Source organism: Flammeovirga sp. SJP92, assembly GCF_001583495.1.
GTDB lineage: Bacteria > Bacteroidota > Bacteroidia > Cytophagales > Flammeovirgaceae > Flammeovirga.
Genome location: NZ_LQAQ01000119.1, coordinates 33,219 through 53,040 on the forward strand (window position 1 = coordinate 33,219; position 19,822 = coordinate 53,040).

Annotated in this window: 12 protein-coding genes; all 12 read left to right on the forward strand. The window is 37.5% G+C overall.

Annotated elements, in window-relative coordinates; all coding sequences use genetic code 11:
- The first annotated feature begins 31 nt into the window (after positions 1 to 31).
- The 12 genes from AVL50_RS31475 to AVL50_RS31530 all read left to right on the forward strand — a co-directional run bounded on the left by AVL50_RS31475 (position 32) and on the right by AVL50_RS31530 (position 19,818).
- Positions 32 to 3,082 (forward strand): TonB-dependent receptor, encoded by a 3,051-nt coding sequence (locus AVL50_RS31475; protein ID WP_172826960.1) that lies wholly within the window; start codon positions 32 to 34, stop codon positions 3,080 to 3,082.
- Between the two features lie 23 nt (positions 3,083 to 3,105).
- Positions 3,106 to 4,848: a RagB/SusD family nutrient uptake outer membrane protein gene (locus AVL50_RS31480; protein WP_062621851.1), complete on the forward strand. Its 1,743-nt coding sequence runs from the start codon at positions 3,106 to 3,108 to the stop codon at positions 4,846 to 4,848.
- Between the two features lie 20 nt (positions 4,849 to 4,868).
- Complete coding sequence (locus tag AVL50_RS31485; protein WP_062621853.1) at positions 4,869 to 6,446, forward strand: hypothetical protein; 1,578 nt, start codon at positions 4,869 to 4,871, stop codon at positions 6,444 to 6,446.
- A 207-nt stretch (positions 6,447 to 6,653) separates the two neighbouring features.
- Positions 6,654 to 9,236, forward strand: coding sequence for a glycoside hydrolase family 2 TIM barrel-domain containing protein (locus tag AVL50_RS31490; RefSeq protein ID WP_062621854.1), 2,583 nt, complete (start codon positions 6,654 to 6,656; stop codon positions 9,234 to 9,236).
- Between the two features lie 10 nt (positions 9,237 to 9,246).
- Positions 9,247 to 10,269 carry a zinc-binding dehydrogenase gene (locus AVL50_RS31495; protein ID WP_062621857.1) on the forward strand — a complete coding sequence of 341 codons (1,023 nt, stop codon included), beginning with the start codon at positions 9,247 to 9,249 and terminating at the stop codon, positions 10,267 to 10,269.
- 70 nt (positions 10,270 to 10,339) lie between these two features.
- The gene (locus AVL50_RS31500; RefSeq protein WP_172826962.1) at positions 10,340 to 11,104 is read left to right on the forward strand and encodes an SDR family NAD(P)-dependent oxidoreductase; all 765 of its coding nucleotides are present in this window, start codon (positions 10,340 to 10,342) and stop codon (positions 11,102 to 11,104) included.
- 120 nt (positions 11,105 to 11,224) lie between these two features.
- A complete protein-coding gene (aldA, locus tag AVL50_RS31505) occupies positions 11,225 to 12,688 on the forward strand; it encodes an aldehyde dehydrogenase (RefSeq protein WP_062621861.1) in 1,464 nt (487 codons plus the stop codon).
- 15 nt (positions 12,689 to 12,703) lie between these two features.
- Positions 12,704 to 13,813, forward strand: coding sequence for a mandelate racemase/muconate lactonizing enzyme family protein (locus tag AVL50_RS31510; RefSeq protein ID WP_062621862.1), 1,110 nt, complete (start codon positions 12,704 to 12,706; stop codon positions 13,811 to 13,813).
- A gap of 181 nt (positions 13,814 to 13,994) precedes the next feature.
- The gene (locus AVL50_RS31515) at positions 13,995 to 15,035 is read left to right on the forward strand and encodes an aldose epimerase family protein (protein ID WP_062621864.1); all 1,041 of its coding nucleotides are present in this window, start codon (positions 13,995 to 13,997) and stop codon (positions 15,033 to 15,035) included.
- Between the two features lie 18 nt (positions 15,036 to 15,053).
- Entirely contained in the window at positions 15,054 to 16,061 is a 1,008-nt protein-coding gene (locus tag AVL50_RS31520) for an L-rhamnose/proton symporter RhaT (protein ID WP_062621866.1), read from the forward strand.
- Between the two features lie 84 nt (positions 16,062 to 16,145).
- A complete protein-coding gene (locus AVL50_RS31525; protein ID WP_082796098.1) occupies positions 16,146 to 17,387 on the forward strand; it encodes a family 43 glycosylhydrolase in 1,242 nt (413 codons plus the stop codon).
- Between the two features lie 214 nt (positions 17,388 to 17,601).
- Positions 17,602 to 19,818, forward strand: a complete 2,217-nt coding sequence (locus tag AVL50_RS31530; protein WP_062621868.1) for a T9SS type A sorting domain-containing protein — start codon at positions 17,602 to 17,604, stop codon at positions 19,816 to 19,818.
- The last annotated feature ends 4 nt before the right edge of the window (positions 19,819 to 19,822 follow it).

Sequence of the window (19,822 nt, forward strand, 5' to 3'; positions counted from 1 at the left end):
CTTTATACTGTCTACATTCAGCATGGAGAGTATGGCACAAGAAGTTCAAGAGAATGTTTTGAAAGGGCGAGTGATAGACACTGAAACAGGTGAGCCTATCCCAGGGGTGAATATCGTTATTCAAAAAACTAGCAAAGGTACTACTACAAATTTTGACGGTAATTTTTCATTAGGCGTAGCTCCAGGAGAATCTATTGTAGTAAGCTACATTGGATACCAGGATCAAGTGATTTTGGTGGGCAACCAGACTAACATTGAAGTGAAATTGATGGTAGATGTAGAGGCACTAGATGAAGTAGTTGTAATTGGTTACGGTACTCAAACCAAGAAAGAGATTACAGGTTCTGTAGGATCTGTAAAATCAGAAGACATCTTGAAAGTACCAACATCAGATCTTGGTGAGTCATTACAAGGTCAAATCGCAGGTGTAGATGTTCAAGCAAGTTCAGGACGTCCTGGTGCTGAAGCGAACATTCAAATCCGTGGTGTAGTTTCAGCTAAGTCGGCAGGTTCTCCACTTTACATTGTAGATGGTATCCCTTTTCAAGGAAATCCAAACATCGCACCAGAACAAATTAAAAGTATTGATGTACTAAAAGATGGTGCAGCAGCATCAGTTTATGGTACAAGAGCAGCAGGTGGTGTAATTTTGATTACAACAAAAAGAGGTGAGCAAGGGAAGTTGTCAGTTGATTTCTCAGCTTACGCAGGTATTCAAAACATCACATCAAACACTCCTCTTAATAATCACCAAGAGCAGTTGTATGTAGATCACAACAGAATCACAGCAGAAGGTGGTATGCAGAATTTGTACTTATTCAACCCTAACGCTGGATACAACAATTCAGATTATGTAGGAGATGTACAAAACAACAACGCATCGATCCAATCGTACAACTTAGGTGTTTCAGGAGGATCTGAGCATTTGAAATTTAATGTTTCAACCAACTACTTCAACCAAGACGGTGTATTGATCAATTCTGGTTTTGAGCGTTTCACTACACGTATGAACGGTGAGTATACTCAAGGGAAATTCAAAGCTTTCGCATCAGTGGGTATCACAGATGAGAAAAGAGAGCAAGAGCCTTGGGGATTATACGAATTAGCAATTGCTCAAAAACCTTGGGTTCCAGCTTTAGATCAAAACACGCAAGTTGGCGGTAATGGTTTAGTAGTAGAAACAGAGCAGGTAGAGAACTTCGGTTACTTAGCTACTCAGCTTTCAAATGAGAACAACACAGACGTAATGTCAACGAACTTGGCATTAGCATTAGAGTATGAAATTATTGATGGATTAAAATATAAAGCGAGTTTTGGTAGAAATACTTACTCTTCTGAAAACGTATTTTTCCAACCTCAATTATTGATCTACAGAGAAGACGGTACATTAGCAGCAGGTGCTTCTCAAATGGAATCAAGAATGACGATCAATAACTACTTATCGAATTCAACAACTTTTGAGAACATTCTTTCATACAACAAAACATTCGGTCGTCACACACTAGGTTTAACAGCAGTATACTCATTTGAAGAGTATAACAATGAAACAAGAAGTGTATTGACAGAAGGTTTATTAGATAACCAAACAAAAGTATTGAGTGCAGGTTCAGTGGCTTTCTTACCACAGCAATATGTATCAACCAATACATTGGTAGGTAAAATGTTTAGAGCTCAATATAATTACGATAACCGTTATTTAGTTTCGTTATCTGTAAGAAATGATGGGTCATCTAACTTCTCAAAAGATAACAGATACGGTACATTCTACGGTGCTTCGGCAGGTTGGAATATCAGTGAGGAAGAGTTTTTCAAAAGCTCATCAATTAATGAAATCGTAAATGGATTCAAGCTTCGTGGTAGTTTCGGTCAAGTGGGTAACCAAAATATTGAGCCTTACTCATTCATGCCAAGAATTGAAAGTGGTGTAGATTATACTTTCGGTTTAGGACAAAACGAAAGATTAGCGACAGGTGCTATCTTCAGAAGATATGTGAATCCAGATTTAAAATGGGAAACTACAATTTCAAGAAACATTGGTGTTGATTTGAATTTCTTGAATGACCGTTTATCATTCTCATATGATTTCTATGTGAACAGTAAGGAAGATATGTTATTGGATCAGACAATTCCACCATCATTTGGTACTTCTGTAACGGAGCCAGCAGGTGGCAATGCAACGCCATATACATCAATCCTTGTTAATGCAGGTAACATGGTCAACAGAGGTCATGAGGTAGCAATTACTTATAAGCACCTTCATGAAAATGGTTTCCAATGGAGCGTAAATTATACTTTCGCAAGAAACGTAAACGAAGTAACAGACTTGAATGGTGTTGATGGTTTTGCATTTAGAGGAGGTATTCCAGTACAAACTAGAGCAGGATTCCAAGATCATACAACATTCTTAAAAGAAGGTTATCCAGCAGGTTCATTCTTCTTGTTAGAAAGCATGGGAGTGATCAAAACAGAAGAGCAGCTGAAAGCTTACAACGAAAGCTTACCAGGTGTAGAAGCAGAGATGGGTGATATGATGTACCGTGATGTAAACGGAGATGGCGTTATTGATGATAACGATAGAATATATGCAGGTTCAGGTCAAGCAAAATTCAACATGGGTATGGGGCTTAATGCATCTTATAAAGGATTTGATTTATTCGTTCAGATGTATTACTCACATGGTGCAAAAATCTACAACGGTGCTAACCTTTACGCATATGGTATGGGTAGACACAAAGATATGCAGTATGCTTGGACGCCAGCTAACCCTAATTCAGATATTCCAGCAGCAAGATCAAATTCGGAGCACCCGAATACAAAATCTTACTCTGATTTCTTCCTAGAGGATGGTACTTACTTACGTATCCGTAACATCACTTTGGGTTACACAGTACCAAGCCACTTATTTAATAACAAAATTAGTCGTTTAAGGTTCTACATAACTGCTCAGAATCCATTTACAATTACAGGTTATAAAGGATATGACCCAGAAGTTGGTGGAGACGGTCTTTACATGAGAGGTGTAGATACAGGTAGTTACCCAATTACAAGAAGATTCTTGGGTGGTGTGAAGTTTAACTTTTAGTTAGGAAATTAAATTAAGATTCAATGAAATTTTTAAAATATAGTCTGATTACGTTATTATCTTCTATCTTACTCATAGGATGTAACGAGGACGAGTTTTTGTCACAGACGAACATCAATGCCTTGACTCCAGAAACGTTCTGGAAAAACACTGAGCATTTTGATTACGCTTTAAATACAGCTTACGCAGCGTTGCAGTTCAATACTATTTCTGGGTATAGAATCTCAAATGAAATGGCGCTGACGGATTTGGCCAAATGTGATACTTGGTATCCTTCATATACTACTTATAAATTATTCAATTATACAAGTAGTGATCCATTGGTTCAAAATAGATGGGCTGAATTGTATATCGGTATTAACAGAGCCAACCAAATTATTACTTTCATTGAAGGTGATGATGTTGATATGGCTGCAGAAGAAAAGTTTGAAGTGGCAGCTCAAGCAAGAACATTGAGAGCATTTTATTACTTCGAATTGGCAAACAGCTACAATGGTGCTGTAATCAATACAAAGTATTATGCTAACTCTGATAGTTTGAACAAGAAGTTCAACACAAGAGCTGATGTGATTTCACAAGTTGTAGTTCCAGATTTACAATTTGCAGCAGAGCACTTACCAACTTCATGGAGCAACATGGAAGCAGGTAGAGTAACTTGGGGAGCAGCAGTGTCATTATTAGGTAAAGCTTACTTATACGATGGAAAATGGGCTGAAGCGGCCGCAGAATTTAAGAAAGTTGTAGATAGCAATATCTATTCATTAAGACCAGTTTTTGGTAACAACTTTGACGAAGAAGGTGAGCATAATTCAGAATCTATTTTTGAAGTAAACTATTCAACGTCAGTATTGCCTCCAACAAACAATAGAGATTGGGTAGACAATATTGCAGGTGGTAATGTAACTCCATCAGAAGCATCAAGTTTAGAGCACTCGTTTACACATATCTTAACAGCAGGTGGCTTTAACGTAGTAACTCCTTCTCAATATTTACACGAGATGTTCTTGAATGATGAAGTAAACCCTTCACATCCAATTAATGCTGCAGGAGAAACGCACTCTCAACGATTAACAAACTCAATCTTAGTACCACGTTTCTACGGTACTTACTTTAATAGAGTTTGGGAAGAAGACAACGGCGATACTTACCCAATGGGTGGTGGTCACTCAGGTTATGTGAAGAAGTTTACAAGATGGAATACAGGAATCTCGAACTTGGAAAACAACGGTCAAACTTCTCCAATCAACTTTAGATTAATCAGATATGCTGACGTGTTATTAATGTACGCAGAAGCATTGAATGAACTTGGAAACTTCTCAGATGCAATTACTTACATTGATATGGTAAGAGAAAGAGCAGGTGTTTACACATTACAGTATTATATGGACAACAATGCTGGATCTTTCCCTAAACTAAATATCAGTAAGGAAGTGACAGGTGCTCCACAACCATTAGTAGTACCATCACAAGAGTCAGTAAGAGAGCATATCAGATATGTGGAAAGACCATTAGAACTTGCTTTTGAAGGTCATAGATGGAAAGATTTAAGAAGATGGGGTATCATTGGTGAAGCATTAGACAGAAGAGCGGTAGATGAGCAATGGAGATTAGACAATGCAGAATCTATTCTTGGTCAGCCACCATTATATATCGGAGGGCACATTATTCAAAACTTTGTTTTCCAAGCTGATAAATACAATGAGAGTGTACATAAGTACTATCCATTGCCAGCTAACGAAGTTCAAACGAATCCAGATTTATTATAGTCTATCCAAACAAAGAAGAAATGAAAAAAATTAATTATATAATAGGTTTACTTACACTACTTTCCGTTTTCGGTTGTACAAAAGAATGGGAAGCTCCAGGTGTAGAACCTAATCATCAAGTGATTTATACTTCTGAATATCAATTCGGAAATAGAGTGCAAGTAGGTGGTTCTATGACATTTACAGATGCTTCAAAGGGTATTGTAAGTAGAACATGGACTTTGCCAGAAGGTTCACATATTGAAGGTTCATCAGAGACAAGTTCAACAAATGATTTAATTCATATTCAATTCAACGAAGCAGGATTAAAAGAAGTGAACTTATCACAAAGCTTTGGAGGTGCTGCATACGATGGAAATACGCAAAGAGAATCTCAATTAGATACTGCAATTCTTATCAATGTAGTTGACTCATTAAGCTTACAAGTAAAAGCACATTTCTATTTCCCTGATGGTACTACAGGTGAAGAGCTTGATTTAACAAAAACAAATGAAGTTCAGGCAGGTAGAATGGTCAAATATACGTTGACAGCTATTGGTGAGCCAGCAAGAATTGTTTATAATTTTGGAGGCGGTGACCCAAGTTCTGTTACCTATATTGAATCTGAAATTGAAGATGGCACTGCTGCAGAAACAATTGTACAGTACAAGCAATTAGGTACTTTCTCTACCACTGTATTAGGAGATAGACCAAGACCTGCAGGAATAGATACTTTAAATTTCATCAATACAATCAATGTAATTCCTTCAAGTGATCCGTTATTATTAACCGATGTTTATGTGAAAGATGGCTTCATTGCATTGGATTACTCTAGAGAAATTGAGCCAGCGTCTGTTGATCCTTCAACTTTCTCAGTACACTTAACAAACGAAGGAAAAGGTCTTGATATAAATCCTGCAGTTTTAACTGCTACTGTTGATCCAACAGCAGGAAATATTGTATTGATTGCTTTAGATGGCGAGAATATTTATGATGATGATGTAGTGACAGTTACTTACCAAGGTGGTATTTTACAATCTACTGATTTTGTAGCTGCAGATGAGTTTATAGATGAGCTGCTTGTACATAGACCAAACAAAAATATTCTAGAGGATAGTGATTATCACTATAGTATGGAAACTTCAACAGGTTTAGATTGGCCAAATGGAGGCTGGGGAGCACCTTTCGACCATTATGATTTCACTATTTCAGACACTGAATCATATCACGGTTCTAAATCAGGTAAATTAGTTTTACCTCCGGGTAAAGGTTCTGCGTTCTCAAATAATAAGACATTCCCGTTAGAAGCAGGTAAATCTTATGAATTTGGAGTTTGGATTAAAGTTGAAAGTGGTGCATCTACAATTGATGACGCAGCAGGAGAGGTACCTTCTATTTTAGTATACACAGCACCAGATACAGATTGGGGAGCAGGCAGATTCAATATCACTACAGAAACTCCAGAAGGTGAGTGGATCTATGCTAGAATGGATTACTACACTGCAAAAACGTCTACAGATTTCACTTTTACTTATAGACCATTTAACTCGGCTAATACTCAGGATTTAGTATTATACATGGACTATGTAACAGTGAGAGAAGTAAACTTAAGACCATAATTACAATTAAGAAGCAGCTATATTTTGCATGTTTTATTATAGATGCTTCCTACTTGAAAGTTAGTTAGGTTTGAATAAATAATGGAGGTTGCCGGAAGGTAAGCCCGACGGCAACCTCTTATTCTAAAAAGAAAAAACTTGGTGAAAATAAAAAATGTCATGCATTAAAAAATGACTATGTTGAGCGGTAAAAATGGATAGGAACTAATGAAAAACTTTGTGTATAGCATATTGGCCCTAGTAATATTAGGGTGTCAAGGAAAAGCCCCAGAAGTTCAAAGGGAATCAGATTTTAATTTTGATTGGCAATTTGCACTTTTAGATACTAGTCAGTCTGATTTGGAAACTGATAAAATCCCTTCCACTTCCTGGGAAGAGGTAAGATTACCTCATGATTGGGTGATAGGAAATCAGTATGATTCGGCAAACCATGAATTTGCACCTGCTACGGGATACATTTATGGCGGAGGTATAGGATGGTATAAAAAGGAATTTGAATTGCCTTTAACTGACAATCAAAATGCATTTATTCTTTTTGATGGAGTTTATAACAATTCTGAGGTTTACCTTAATGGTACAAAACTAGGATTTCATCCTTATGGTTATTCACCTTTCCATTATGAGTTAACGCCTTTTTTAAAGAAAAGCGGTAAAAATGAACTATTAGTCAAAGTAGATCATAGCAATTTTGCAGACAGCAGATGGTATACAGGAGCCGGAATCTACAGAAATGTTGAACTGATTGTAACGGACAAATTACATGTACCAGTTTGGGGTACTTTTATTAAAACAAATATTATTAACGATCAATTAGCTGAAGTAATCATTGAGACAGATATTAATAATGGTTATTCAAAAGAAAAAGATATTAAGTTAATCCACGACATTATCGATCATAAAGGAAATATCATTGCTTCAATTTCATCTAATGAAAAGGTAAAAGCAAACAAGAATAAATTGGTAATTCATTCGACTAAACTAGACAAACCAAACTTATGGGATGTAGACGATCCATTCCTTTATACAGTTAAGACAAAGCTAATAGACGGCGATAATACAACTGACGAACTAACAAACAAATTTGGTGTAAGAAGTATTGCTTTTCAGGCAGACTCCGGCTTTTATTTGAACGGACGTAATATGAAAATTAAAGGAGTCTGCCTTCACCATGACGCCGGTTTAGTGGGTACTGCTGTGCCAAAAGATGTATGGAAAAGAAGATTGCAAATCTTGAAAGATGGTGGTTGTAATGCCATCAGAGTAGCACACAACCCAGCTTCAAGTGAGTTTTTGGATTTGTGTGATGAGATGGGCTTCTTAGTGCAGGACGAGTTTTTTGATGAGTGGGATTATCCAAAAGACAAACGATGGAATCAAAAAGAGAAATCTAAAAATAATGAGACAGAAGGTTATGCAAACTACTTCCAGGATTATGCAGAAAGTGATTTGAAAGCAGTGATATTATCACATAGAAATCACCCCTCTATTTTCCAATGGAGTATTGGCAACGAAATTGAGTGGACGTACCCTCGTATCTCTCAAGCAACAGGTTTCTTCAATAATATGAACTGGAAAGGAAATTATTTCTGGTCAAAACCTCCTCACTCAAGAAAGAAGATTCAAGAGGAGTTAGCATCGTTGCCAAGACAGGAATACAACATTGGTTCAACAGCAAGAAAATTAGTACAATGGACAAAGGAAATGGACACAACTCGTCCAGTAATTGCCAACTGTATTTTACCGTCAGCTTCACACGAGACGGACTATGGTAAGTCTTTAGACATTGTAGGTTATAGTTATAGAAGAGTATTGTATGATTACGGCCATGAAAACTATCCTGATAAAGTTATCATGGGTACAGAAAACTTGGCACAGTATCATGAGTGGAAGGCAATCATGGATAGACCATTTATAGCTGGTACATTCTTCTGGACAGGTATTAATTATTTGGGAGAAATCAGAGCACCTTGGCCAAATAAGGGTAATGATGCTGGAATGGTCGACTTTGCAGGATTCACAAAGCCTTCTTACCATATGATTAAAACGCTTTGGGATGAAAGACCTCATACGTACATCGCAACGCAGGTACTTTCAAAATCGATCAATAAAATCGATAAGAAGACAGGTAAAATGGTAGCAAAAGATTCTGAAAAATGGAAGACTGCACTTTGGGAATGGCATGATGTCAATAACCACTGGAATTATGAAAAAGGGGAGATGATTAGCGTAGAATTATATTCTAATGCAGAGGAGATTGAATTGCTGTTAAATGGTAAAAGTTTAGGAACTAGACAGCTTGAAGAATTTGAAGATCATATCTACAAGTGGGGAGTACCGTTTGAAGAAGGAACTTTAACAGCAGTTGGCAAAAAAGATGGGAAAACGTTTACTACTGAATTAATCACAGCCGGTGAACCAGTAGCCGTTCAACTATCAATGGATAAAAAAGTACTTGTGAATAATCAATATGATGTGGCTCATGTAGTGGCACAATTAGTCGATAAAAACGGCAATCCAGTCAAACATTTAGAAAAAGTTATTGATTTTGAAACACCATCTTACCTAAGAGCATTGGGTGTGGATAACGGTTCAAATACTAATGTACAGCCTCATGTTTCTAGAAAAATTGAAACAGATCAAGGTAGAGCATTATTGGTATTACAATCCACAGAAAAGCAAGGGAAAGTGGAAATCAAAGCTACTGTTGACGGGTTGGACGAAGACAAAGTACTACTAACTATTAGTACTGAAAAGGATGATAATGAAGAAGTATTAGCAGAATTAAACTAAAAAAAAGACGATGAAAGCAGCATTTTATGAATCGAAAGGGAAGATTACTGTAGGAGAAGGAAAACAAATTACTCCAGGTAAAGGGGAAGTAAGATTAGATGTAGCCTATTGTGGAGTATGTGGAACTGACGTTCATATTTTCCATGGAGTGATGGACCAAAGAGTTGCTCCTCCACAGACAGTAGGACACGAAGCTTCAGCTGTTGTGGCAGAAGTGGGTGAAGGTGTTGAAAATGTAAAAGTGGGTGATAAAGTTGCCGTTAGACCTTTACATTTTGGAGAAGAGCATCCTTTCGATAAAGGCTTCAAGCATGTAGGTAAAAACTTGAAGTTTATTGGAATTGACTCAAGCGGTGCATTCCAAAATTCATGGACAGTTCCGTCTTATACTCTGCATAAATTACCAGAGCAATTAAGCCTAATGCACGGTGCATTTATTGAGCCTTTAGCAGTGGCTTGCCATGATGTGAAAATTGGTAGAGTAGAGAAAGGTGAAAACTGTTTGGTAATTGGCGGTGGTCCTATCGGAACATTGATCGGTTATGTTTTAAAAGAAAAAGGAGCCAACGTATTCATTTCTGAAGTAAATGAAACACGTCTTTCAATGCTTAACGAGTTAGGTTTTACAACAATTAACCCTGCTAAAGAAAATCTTTCTGAAAGAATTTCTGAATTAACAGGTGAAAAAATGATTGATTGTGCGTTTGAGGTATCGGGTTCAGCACCAGGTGTTCAGACTATGACTGAAGTAGTCAACGTAAGAGGTAGAATTGTGATGGTTGCTATTCATGGTGGTGAGCAAAAGCAAGTTGACTTATTCAAATTCTTCTGGTCTGAAATCGAATTATTAGGAGCAAGATTATACGAAGAAGATGATTATGAAGAGGCTATTCGAATTGCAGATTCAGGTTTTGTTCCATTCGAAAAATTAATCACTAAGGTAGATTCTCTAGACAATATTCAGGCAGTATTTGATGAAATTGATCAAAATCCTGAAGGGATGAAATACCTAATTAAGTGTAACGACAATTAATCGTAGGGGCAGACCTGCGTGTCTGCCCGAATTAAAAAATATCAAACATCGGAAAAAAAATATCATGAGTATTCTAAACAAATTCGGACTAAACAATAAAGTAGCATTAGTAACAGGTTGTAAAAGAGGTATTGGTAAAGCAATGGCAGTAGGTCTTGCTGAAGCAGGGGCTGATATTATTGGCGTTTCTGCATCATTAGAATTGGAGGGCAGCGATGTACAAAAAGCTGTAGAAGAAAAAGGAAGAAAATTCAAGGCTTACCAGTGTGACTTTTCAGATAGAAAAGCTTTATACGATTTCATTTTAACAGTAAAAGCGAACCATCCACAAATTGATATTTTGGTGAACAATGCAGGTACAATCCTAAGAACTCCTGCGGCAGAACACCCTGATGAAATGTGGGATACTGTAATTGAAGTAAACCAGAATGCTCAGTTTATCCTGACAAGAGAAATTGGAAAAGAAATGGTAGCAAGAGGTGAAGGTAAAGTGATTTTCACAGCTTCATTATTAACGTTCCAAGGTGGTATTACTGTACCAGGTTATGCAGCGAGTAAAGGAGCTGTTGGTCAGTTGACAATGGCGTTTGCCAATGAGTGGGCAAGCAAAGGTGTGAACGTAAATGCAATTGCTCCAGGTTATATCAGTACTGACAATACAGAAGCATTAAGAAACGATCCAGAAAGAGCTACATCAATCTTATCTAGAATTCCAGCCGCACGTTGGGGAGAACCAGAAGATTTTGCAGGTCCTGTAGTATTCTTAGCGTCAGAAGCAGCTGCTTATATGCATGGCAGTATTATGCTAGTAGATGGTGGCTGGATGGGCCGTTAATTCATTGACAAATAAATAGGGAATTCATAGAGTGATGGGTGTTTAAATGGATAATACCAAAAGCCCTCTCTTCCCCATCATTCTTTTTCCCTTTATCTTAAAATACCTAAAAGAAAAGCTATGCAGACATTAACAGAAACAGAAATTAAAGAATATAAATTATTCATCAATGGTGAGTGGATTGAAGCTTCTTCTGGACAGACAGAAGATGTCATTAGCCCTATTGATGAAGCAGTAGTAGGTAAGGTACAAATGGGAGATGAGCATGAAGCGAATCTTGCATTGGAAGCGGCAGAACAAGCACAAAAAGCTTGGAAAAAAGTACCGGCAATTGAAAGAGCAAACTTATTAAGAAAATTTGCGGCGGAAATTCGTGCCAACAAACCTTACCTTTCAAACTTACTGACAAGAGAGCAAGGAAAATTATTATCAGTGGCAGAAATGGAAGTGGAAGTAACTGCTACTTTCATTGAGTATGCATGCGACTGGGCAAGACATATTGAAGGTGATATTATCCCTTCTAACAATCCAAAAGAACAAATTTGGATTCAAAAAATCCCTCGTGGTGTGATAGTGGCGATAACAGCATGGAACTTCCCGCTGGCTTTGGCTGGTAGAAAGATTGGGCCAGCTTTAGTAGCGGGAAATGCCATTGTTGTAAAACCTACTCAAGAAACGCCATTAGCAACTTTAGAATTAGGTTTCTTGGCGGAGAAAGTGGGTATCCCAGCAGGTTTGATCAACATTGTGACGGGTAAAGGTAGAGTATTGGGTAATGCTTTGGTGGCAAGTCCAATTACTAGAATGGTAACGATGACGGGTTCTACGCCTGCAGGTCAGCAAATCTTCAAAACAGCGTCTGAGCATTTAGCTCATGTACAGTTGGAATTGGGTGGTAAAGCTCCTGCGATTGTATTTGCAGATGCTGATATTGACCAAGCAGTAGATGCTTGTTTCCACTCTCGTTTTGATAACTGCGGTCAGGTATGTACATGTAATGAAAGAATGTATGTACATGAGGATATTTATGACGCATTCATGGAGAAATTCATGGAAAAAGTGAAAAACATCAAAGTAGGTAATCCATTAGATGCTTCTTCTACAATGGGACCAAAAGTGAATGCTTCAGAGATCAAAAACATGGAGCATCTAGTAGCGAAGTCGGTAGAAGAAGGTGCAACGATTGCATTTGGTGGTGGTAAGCCATCAGGTAGTGAGTTTGAAAAAGGATTCTGGTTCGAGCCAACTGTTATCACAGATGTGACACAAGAAATGACTGTAGTACATGAAGAAGCTTTCGGCCCAATTTTACCAGTATTGAAATTTAAGGAGTTCGATCAAGTAGTAGAATATGCTAACGACTGTGAGTTTGGTTTAGCGGCAATGGTCTTCACGCAAGACATCAAAACAATCATGCAGCTGAATGAAGATTTAGAGTTTGGTGAAATCTATGTCAACAGAGGTCATGGTGAGCAGCACCAAGGTTTCCACAACGGTTATAAACTAAGTGGTACAGGTGGTGAAGATGGGAAATATGGATTTGAGCAATACATGGAGAAGAAAACTTTCTATGTAAAATATTAAGATTGGACTACTGACATGAATACGATAATAACTAGTGTACAAAATAGGCTATTTGAAGTACCTCTTCCGGAGGTGCTTTCAGATGCCAAACACGGAGATCATACACATTTTGAACTGGTTACTTCTACCATTACATTAGAAAATGGAATGGAGGGAACAGGTTATACTTACACTGGAGGTAAAGGCGGAAAAGCGATCAAAGCAATGCTAGATTACGATCTTGGCCCAGCTTTGGTAGGGAAAGATGCCACTCAAATTGATGAGATCTATGATTTTATGGAATGGCACATCCACTATGTGGGTAGAGGAGGAATTGCCTCTTTCGCTATTTCAGCCATTGATATTGCACTTTGGGATATCAAAGGTAAAGCTTCTAAGCAACCACTTTGGAAAATGGCTGGAGGAGTAAACAATACTTGTAAGGCTTATTGTGGTGGTATCGATTTGATGTTCCCGATTGAGAAACTTCTGAAAAATATGCAGTCGTATATGGACAAAGGTTTCAGTGCAGTGAAGATCAAAATCGGTAGAGAAAACCTTGATGAAGATATAGAAAGAATCAAAGCAGTTAGAGAATACATTGGTGATGATATCACATTTATGGTAGATGCCAATTATTCAATGTCAGTGGAAAAAGCCATTGAGTGTGCTGAAAGATTCAAGCCTTACAACATCACTTGGTTTGAAGAGCCTATCATTCCTGATAACTACAAAGGATACGCTGAAATCACAGAAAAGACAGGAGTACCTTTAGCGATGGGTGAAAACTTACATACTATTCATGAATTTGAATACGCAATGGAACAATCAAAACTGTCATTCGTACAGCCGGATGCCTCTAACTGTGGTGGTGTGACAGGATGGTTGAGAGCTGCAAAGTTAGCCAAAGAAAACAACATCCCAGTATGTTCGCACGGTATGCAGGAATTACATGTAAGTCTTGTTTCTTCTCAAGAAAATTCAGGATGGTTAGAAGTACATAGCTTTCCGATAGATGAGTACACAACTCGTCCATTGGTTGTAGAAAACTTCAGAGCTGTAGCATCAGATGAGCCAGGAACAGGAGTAACATTCGACTGGGAAAAGCTAGCACCATTTGAAGCGAAATTACAAGAATATGCATAAACTTATGTGAGGGTAGGCCGATGTGCCTGCCCTGTATTTGAAAAAGGATATTGTATGACCATTGTCCTTTTGAACCAACAACTAATTGGAAAACTATTATTTGAAATGAAATAAGTGTTGGTCTTTGAAATTACTGGAATGATTTTAAGGACGAACAAACCAACCGCAAAGTACAAACAACATGATCAAACAGCAATTATTCGGGGTGCATGAAGGGTACAAAGTGCATCTCTACGAAATGAAAAACAAAAATGGAATGAGCGTCAAAATAATGACATTAGGAGCGACCATAACTTCCATTCAAGTACCCAACAAAGATGGAAATTTAACAGAGGTAGCCTGTGGGTTTGATCAGTTGGGAGGATATTTTTCTGAGGCTTATAAAGCAAATGCACCTTATTTTGGCTGTACTGTAGGCCGATTTGCCTCTAGAATTAAAGATGGTAAATTTGCAGTAGATGGTGTGGACTACATTTTAGCAACTAACGATGGACCTAATCACCTTCATGGCGGAATCAAAGGTCTTGACAAGCAACTTTGGTCATGCGTCAATGAATTGTCTACAGACGTGGCAGATAGCATCACTTTCCAAAGAAAAAGTGAAGATATGGAAGAGGGTTTCCCTGGTAACGTAGTGGTACAAGTGACTTTTACATTGACAAAAAACAATAACCTTGAAATTGCTTATCATGCAACAACGGATAAGAAAACACCAATTTCATTGACAAATCATACTTATTTCAACCTATCAGGTTTTAAAGAAACAATTGGCGGACATACCGCAAAAATACTCGCAGACAAGTTCTTAAAAGCAGATCCAACTAACGTTCCCGTGGGAGAGATAGAAGAAGTGGCAGGGACCGTTCTGGACTTGACTGAAGGAAAAAAACTGGCTGAAGTATTTGAAGAATTAGAAACAGGATGTGAGCATTATTTCTTATTTGACGATGAAGAACAATTAAGAAGTGTGGCTGCTTTTAAAAATGAAGAAACAGGAATAGCACTGGAAATTTCAACAACTGAGCCAGGAATGCTATTCTATACAGGATATTTTACATCCAACGAATTGCAAAGAGAAAGTGGCGATCAATTTGGCAGATATAAAGCATTTTGCTGTGAGACACACCGTTATCCTAACGGGCCAAATATTGATGGTGCACCAAAAGCATTTACAACTCCAGAGGAACCTTATGCCTCTACTACAGTCTATTCATTTAATTAACAAAAAAATATTGTCGTCATGATCGAAGGAGTTTTATGGTCCATTTTTGCAGGACTGATGTTAGGCTTATATGCCTTACCGGAAAAGTTTACAAAAGAATTTGAATTCGAAAATACATGGGGATTGTTCTTTATGATCAATACCTTCATCATCCCAAATATTGCAGCCTACTTTATGGTAGACAATTTCACGGAAGTACTTGGAGCAATTCCAGGTAATGTCTTGCTTGGAATGGGAGTTGCTAGTTTCTTATGGGGAATTGGTGTGATGATGTGGGGTAAAGCCATTAACTATATAGGATTGTCGCTTGGTTTTTCACTGTTTATAGGTACTATTATTCTGATTGGTTCACTGATTCCATTTATGATTGATGGAATTCCTGAATTGCACGTTTTTGGTACTATCATGGTAGGTATTTTGATAGTATTAATTGGTGTGATGAGTAATGGTAGAGCAGGTATCTTAAAGCAACAAGAGAGTGAGAAGGAATCAGAAGTGAAAAGTGATAACATGATCAAAGGTATTGCAATTGCCGTGATCGGTGGTCTTTTAGCAACAGGATTCAACTATGCCAACACTGTTGGTGGTGGTGTAATCAGAGATGCCGTTGTAGCCAACGGAAATGCAGAGTGGGTAAGTGCCATTGTTGTGATGTATATTATTTACATTTTCGGTGGTTTATCAATCGCCACTTATTTCATTTATCAATTATCGAAAAAGAAACTATGGGGTAATTTTGTAACTGCTCAATTGCCAAGAAATACAGTATTAACAACAGTAATGGGTATCTTCAACTTTGCTGCTTCTGCATTGTTTGCTTATGCCGCTTTCAGGTTGGGACAAAACGGAGGTACAGTAGGTTATGCAATCTTCAATACAGTATCTGTGGGTGTTGCAATTGTAGGTGGTTTAATTACAAAAGAATGGTTGGAAGCACCAAAGCAAGCCAAAACGTCCCTATATGTTGGGTTGTCTTGTATGGTGTTGGGCATTACAGTAATTGCATTTGGAAACAGCCTAATTTAATGTAAACGGGTAGATACTGAAGTCTGCCCGTTACAAAATATTTTTTCAGTTAGTATATTATTAGATTATAAGATTAAACAAGAGATGAATTTATTTAAGAATATTGCAGGTACATTTATGATTGGTGCTATCATGGCATCATCTTGCTCTAAGTCTACTGGCCCTCATTCGCATACTGATGTAAGTGAGGAAAAAATAGAAATCTCAAAAGAAAAGTTAGACTTCTTGGGTATTACAGATCCCAATCATTTAAGTGCGGCGTCAAAAAGAGCTTTAGCTTGGCCTGATTCATTGACAAATGAGTGGTTTGGTGAATTTACGGTTCATGATTTAAAAGGTGATTTAGCATATGAGGAAGGTGTGGTAAGACGTGACCCTTCAGCATTACTTTATATTGATGGAAAATACCACGTTTATTACTCAAAATCTGTAGGAAAAACTCAAGGATTTGGTGGTGATATTGAAAAAGAAAAAGTATTCCCATGGGATCGTTGTGACATCTGGCATGCCACTTCAACTGATGGATGGACATGGAAAGAAGAAGGACTTTCTGTTGCAAGAGGTGAAAAAGGTACGTTTGATGACCGTTCGGTTTTCACTCCTGAAGTAATGGAGTACGAAGGAAAATACTATTTATGTTACCAAACAATTAAGTCGCCTTATAACGTAAGAACGAAAAACCAAGTAGGGTTAGCTTATGCAGATTCACCTTATGGACCTTGGACGAAATTAGAAGATCCTATTTTAAGTCCTGCTGACAATGGTGTTTGGAAAGGTACGGAGCAAAACCGTTTCTTAGTAGAAAAGAAGGGTGATTTCGATAGCCATAAAGTACACGATCCATGTATCATCCCTTACAAAGGTAAATTCTACTTGTACTACAAAGGTGAGCAAATGGGTGAGGCAATCACTTTCGGTGGACGTCAAATCCGTCATGGTGTAGCGATTGCAGATAATCCGTTAGGACCTTATGTGAAATCAAAGTATAATCCTATCTCAAATTCAGGTCACGAAATTTGTGTGTTCAAATACAAAGACGGCATCATGTCATTGATCACAACAGATGGTCCTGAAAAAGGAACTGTTCAGTTTGCTAACGATGGTATCAACTTTAATATTCAAGCTGTAATTCCTGGAGCACCGCATGCTATGGGATTAAACAGAAGCTTAAACAGTGATGAGCCTTTCTCAATTTTCGGATGGGGTTTAACTCACCGTTATGTATCGTATGATTATCAGCATATCAGACGTTTCCAAGGTAAGAGAAAAACATCTCATACTGCCAAAAACGAAAAGTCAGCAAAACAGCCTAAGGCTTCTAGATAATCATTGAGGTTTTGTGAAAGAGGCTATCGCAAAACAAAAAATATCTTTTACCCACGAGTGAGATTGTGGGCTTTTGGATGGGTATTACACTTAAAGTATATAAAAGTGACGTATCCAAAAGCTCATGATTTCATTCATGGGATACATTGCAAATCATGGCAAATGAAATGAGTGAACTATGATTCATCATCAACTTCTAACGCAAATGAACAATATGAAATATATTATTATTACCATACTTTACTTACTATCTTTTCCGGTACTGGCGCAAACATCTAAGGTAGATGTGAACCTTAATGTGAAGCATACAGTTGGTGAAGTGTCTACTTTTGAAAGAGAAAAATTTATTGGCGTACATGCGGGCATCAGAGAAAATGATTGGACAAAGTATGGTGACGCCAAACCATTAGATATCAAGGACGATTTTATCAATAAGAAGAACGTGTATTTTGGTAGAAATACAGGTACAATCACTTGGAACATTAATTCTGTATTAAATGAAGATCCCAATAGACCGGGTTTTGTTGATTTGGATCAATTAAGAACGGAAGGGGAAAAGCATAGAAATAATTATTTAAATAATTCAGATTACCACAGTTACGCAGATCGAAACAAATCACACATTTTGGCCACTCAATACCACCCGTTTTGGCCTGATGGTAAACTAACAAATAAAGGATGGGCATTTTCTCAGAGTGATACAGAAAGCGAGCCTTTCGGTACTGCAACTGGTGAATACTGTGCGCATTTTATCAAAGAATTTTATGGTTCAGGATCAGAAGTAGCTCCAGAATTTTTTGAGGTGATCAATGAACCGGTTTACGAAATGTTTGGCTGTGAAGACTGTGGAGAAACTGACGAAGGATTAGAGCAGATCTTCAAATATCACAATACAATAGCACAAGAAGTAAAGAAAGTCAACCCTGATCAGAAAGTAGGTGGTTTCACTACTGCTTTCCCGAATTTTGATTACGACAACTTCCAAAGATGGGAGAAACGTTGGAACAAGTTTATGGATATGGCAGGTGATAATATGGATTTCTGGTCGATTCACCTTTACGACTGGCCTACATTCCAAAACAAAAGAATCATGAGAAAAGGAAGTAATCTTGAGGCTACCTTGGACATGATGGATCATGCGAGTTACGATAAGTTTGGAGTTGTAAAACCTACATTGATATCAGAATATGGTGCTCAAGTGCACACAATGATGAATCAACAATGGTCGGCTGAAAGAGATTGGTATTATTTGGTTTCAACAAACTCTATGTTGATGACATTTATGGACAGAACCAATACTATTGCAAAGGCACTTCCTTTTATTGTGCTGAAAGCAACTTGGGGTACAGTGGGTGATGTTCCTTATAACTGGAGATTATTAAGAGGAGAAAACGAGCCAGGGAGTCTTTCGGGAACATGGGTTTATACAGATTTGGTGAAATTCTATGAACTATGGACAGAAGTTGAAGGAACAAGAGTAGACCATATTTCTGAGAATGTTGATATTCAGACTGACGCGTATGTAGATAGAAATATTGCTTATGTCATTATGAATAACTTGACGTTGGAAGATCAATTGATAGAATTAAATGTAGCAGGGTTAGGAGATGACAATGTCGATAAGGTGGAAATAAGACATCTTTATAGTAATGGAGGAGTTCCTGTTATTGAAGAGAATTCATACAATGCAGCACCTTCTCAAGCGGTATTAAAACCTGAGTCTACAATGATCATTCGTTATCAATTGAAAGCTAATATTGATATCAATGAAACATCTGATGAGACAAAATATTTTGCATCTACTTATTACCAGCCTATCACAAGTGAAGCCATGACATTTGATTTGTCAAAAGTAGAATTGGCAGAAAATGGGGAAGCAGTATTGAGAATTGGTTTAGGTAGAGCACATCATCTTTCTTTAAAGCCTACAGTAAAAATTAATGGACAATTATTGGATGTTTCTCAAAATATCAAAGGTGACCTCCAAGAGGAAAGAAGATCATTCTTTGGTGTAATAGAGATTCCTGTGGATTATGAATTACTAGAGGAAAGTAACACGGTAAGCATACAATTCCCAGAAAGTGGTGGTCACATCAGTAGTGTGAATATGAGAGTGTATAACTTCAGTTTGCCTATTGAAAGATCATTTGATGCTACTGAACCACCAACAAGCATTTCAACAGAAAGTTTAGAAGAGCAAATTGTATTGTTCCCTAACCCTTCAAATGGTGGAAATGTAAAGTTATTTTTCAAGGGAGGTTTGAAAATGGATGCTATTCGAGTAATGGATATTGCAGGTAGAACTATTGAGACTATTGTTCCAGAAGGAAGTGAAGTCACAATCAATACTTCTTCGTTGAAATCGGGTATTTACCTTATTCAAGCAAATGTTGACGGAAAAGTAGTTTCAAAGAAATTGATGGTAGATTAATAAA